Annotated in this window: 4 protein-coding genes; 3 read left to right on the top strand and 1 reads right to left on the bottom strand. The window is 66.5% G+C overall.

Features of this window, described 5'->3' with window-relative positions; all coding sequences use genetic code 11:
- Window positions 1–92: 92 nt before the first annotated feature.
- The 3 genes from KUF83_RS37330 (at window position 93) to KUF83_RS37320 (ending at window position 1809) form a co-directional block, all read left to right on the top strand.
- Window positions 93–883, top strand: a protein-coding gene (locus KUF83_RS37330; protein ID WP_374106105.1) for an IS5 family transposase whose coding sequence is annotated in 2 segments (ribosomal slippage) — window positions 93–407 and window positions 410–883 — 789 coding nt in all. Because the reading frame shifts where the segments join, the coding sequence is not laid out codon by codon here.
- A gap of 18 nt (window positions 884–901) precedes the next feature.
- Window positions 902–1063: an LPXTG cell wall anchor domain-containing protein gene (locus KUF83_RS43135; RefSeq protein ID WP_217459497.1), complete on the top strand. Its 162-nt coding sequence runs from the start codon at window positions 902–904 to the stop codon at window positions 1061–1063.
- Window positions 1064–1257: 194 nt separating this feature from the next.
- A complete protein-coding gene (locus tag KUF83_RS37320) occupies window positions 1258–1809 on the top strand; it encodes an RHS repeat-associated core domain-containing protein (RefSeq protein WP_217459496.1) in 552 nt (183 codons plus the stop codon).
- 750 nt (window positions 1810–2559) lie between these two features.
- Here the strand turns inward: KUF83_RS37320 and KUF83_RS37315 are convergent.
- Window positions 2560–3298: GNAT family N-acetyltransferase (locus KUF83_RS37315; protein ID WP_217459495.1), on the bottom strand; the 739-nt coding region annotated here is incomplete at its 5' end.

The following is a 3298-nucleotide window of genomic DNA, read 5'->3' as shown; positions in this document are numbered from 1 at the left end:
GAGCTCGTAACACGATCTTGTTGAAGTGCCCTGGCCGGGCGTGACCGTTGGGTGATCCGGCCGTTCGGGAAGGTGTGAGTACTCGACCGTGGATCGTGGACGACGACTTGTGGGCCCTGATCGAACCGCTGCTGCCGCCCTGGCCGGAGCGGTCACCCGGGCCTCGGCCGGTGGCGGATCGGCTGTGTCTGCAGGGCATCCTGTACGTGCTCCACAACGACATAGCCTGGCAACTGCTGCCCCTGGAGCTGGGGTTCGGCTCCGGGCAGACCTGCTGGCGCAGGCTTGAGCGGTGGCAGCAGGCCGGTGTCTTCGACCAGTTGCACCGGATCCTGCTCGCGGAACTCAACGCGGCCGGCGAACTCGACTGGTCCAGGGCGTGCGTGGACGGCTCTCACATCCGCGCGAAAAAGGGGGAGCCGACACCGGTCCGTCGCCGGTCGACCGGCGGAAGACAGGCAGCAAACACCATCTGATCTGCGACGGACGCGGCACCCCTCTCAAGGTCATCACCACCGCGGCCAACGTCAACGACGTCACCCAGACCCTCGCTCTCGTCGACGGCGTCCCGCATGTCGCTGGCCGTCCCGGCCGGCCACGCCGCCGCCCCGACTCGCTGCTCGGGGACAAGGGCTACGACTCCAACCCCAACCGCGACGAGCTGCGCAGGCGCCGGATCCTGCCGGTCATCTCCCGCAAGGGTGCCCCGAACATCAAGGGCCTGGGCAAACTCCGCTACGTCGTCGAGCAAACGTTCGCTCTGCTCCACCAGTTCAGGCGGCTCGCCGTGCGATGGGAACGCCGCACAGAACTCCACGACGCGTTCATCTCCCTCGCCTGCAGCCTCATCTGCTGGAGACGGCTCAAGAAGCGCCGATCATGATCGTGTTACGAGCTCTATGTGAGCATCTCCGTTGCTGTTCTCGCAGCTGTCGGGCTGCTTGTTCTGGCTATACAGGAGTCAAGAAGTGGTCCGGGCTGGCAGATACCTGCAGTAATCGGACTCTTGCTGTTGGTTCTTTCGCTGTTCGTTGTGGTGAAGAAACGGAGGAACAAACAGTGAGTGAGCTGGCTGTACTGACCGGGTTCGCACCCCAAGGGTACGAGTGGCTTGTCATTGCGGTATTCCTGGGATGCATCGCACTGGTGCTCTACGTGGTCACCAGGAACAGACGCTGACCACGCCAAAACCGGCGCGCATGAGCGCTTGCGAGAACGGGGAGACGGGGGCCGAGAACCCCGGGAGCCCTGAATTCCATGACCTGGGACAACAAGGCGTACTGCTACCTCACCGAGCTCGGCTCCGTCGTCGCACTCGCCGACGAGAGTGGCACCAAGATCAACAACTACGCCTACAGCCCCCGCGGCGTCACCCGGGCAGCCACCACCGAGAAGGCCGGCGTGAGCCAGCCGTACCGCTTCGCAGGCGGCCACCAGGACCCCACCGGGATGTACCACCTCGGCGCCCGCTACTACGACCCCAACATCGGCCGCTTCACCCAGCCCGACCCCTCCGGCCAGGAGAAGAACCCCTACCTCTACGCCGAAGGCGACCCCGTCAACCGCATCGACCCCAACGGACTGTTCTCGTTTGCCGACACTGTCGGCATAGTGGCGGGCGCTGCAGCTGTCGGTGTCGTCGGCCTGGCCTGCGCCGGCACAGCTGTTGTCGCAGCAATACTTGGGGCTGTGGCCACTGCAAGCGGTGTTCTCGACGGAACCATGCTCGGCGCCGCCGCGATTTTTGGGGCTGCGAGCGCCGTAGCAGGACTGCTCATCGCCTCATTCTCCCGACGCGCAGGCCGCTGAACGCTACGTCAAATAGCACTTGCAACGCCCGTGCTCCCCGGACTCATTGGTCCGGGGAGCACGGCGTGCCGCTGGACGCTGAAATAGCAGTGTCTGTACTGGTATCTGCGTCGCGCGTCAAGCAGCGGCGCGGCCTCGGTCCCGGCTTCCAGGGCATTCGTGACGCTCGCTGCCCCGTCGGCAGCGAGATCATTTCAGCGCGACCGGGACAGACGATCGGTCAGGCGGAGCCCGTGGCAGGGGGAGCGCTGTCGCTGATGTCGGTGGGTACAAGGTCTGGGCGGGCGCGGTGCAGGCGTACGGGATGACGCCACCGTCCGGAAGCGTCGCGCGCGACGTCGACGCCGACTTCCACGACCAGTCCCGGACCAGCATGACGTCCAGCGTGTCCCGGGTGCCCCATCCTGCGCTGAATGACCAGCCCGCCCACGGGTGACCGGAGTCTGCCGGAGCGAGCAGAGCGGCGATGGCACGGCCGGCAGCTTGGGGGAGGGTGGTGGTGCGGCCGGTGTACTGCAGACGTCCGGCGGTGTCGTATCTGCCGAGCAGCAGCGAGCGCACAGCTGTTGGCGGGCCGGTGACCGCGCCGACGATGGCTTCGGTCGTCTCCCGCACCTACTGGCGAAGGGGCAGTATTCGATTCATGCACTATTCGCGCCCGGTCCGCAGCAGATGGTGCGCACAGCCCGCGGTATCGCCGATGCGGGAGCTACTGGCGAGCCTTCCTAGGCCGTTGTCCAGGGGCGCCGGTCATCCGGCCTGTGGTGCGCCGTAGGTGAACCTGTGTCCGGCGAAGTCGGCGAGATGGACGTAGCCGATGCGCTGGTAGAGGGCGTTGCTCGTGGGGTTGTCCGGGTCTGTGAACAGGACGACGTCCGTCGCCCCCGCGGCCTGTGCGGCTCTGCTCGCTTCGACCGTCACAGCTCCGGCGTAGCCGCGGCCGCGGAGGTGGGCCGGGGTATAGACGGGATCCACCCGGACCATGCCGCCGACGAGCGAGGTCGAGGCCGCCATCGAGACGGGAATGCCCTCCGGGGTTTCCCAGAACGTGAAGTGCCTGTCGCCGAAACGTGAGTCTTCCCAGGAGCCGGCGTCGATCAGGTCGATGGAGCGCTGTTCCCCGACGTCGACGCAGAACTCACGGCACCAGCGCACGATTTGGTCATGGTCCTTACGGCCCGTGAGGCGGCCCTGGCCCTCCGGGCGCTGCGGCGGGGTGAGCGTGCCGAGTCGGTAGAGATGCGTCTTCCAGAAAGGTACCGACGCCGCGCCCGTGTGCTTCTGCCAGGACTCGGAGAAGGCGCCAGCGGTGTCGTGCTCCGCGATGACGTGGGCGGGTGAGTGCCCGAGGCCGGCCAGGTGTGCAGCGAGGGTGTCGGTCTGCTCGGCAGAGAGCGGAGTGAGGCCCAGGCGTCCGAGCGGGGTGAGATAGAAGATCGCGCGAACCTCACCCTGTGACTCTAGTCGGCCGAAAACGGCGGCTTCGTCG

It is taken from the genome of Streptomyces sp. BV286, assembly GCF_019090165.1.
GTDB lineage: Bacteria > Actinomycetota > Actinomycetes > Streptomycetales > Streptomycetaceae > Streptomyces.
The sequence above is the reverse complement of the archived record's forward strand: the minus strand, read 5'-3'. Positions and strand labels throughout refer to the sequence as shown.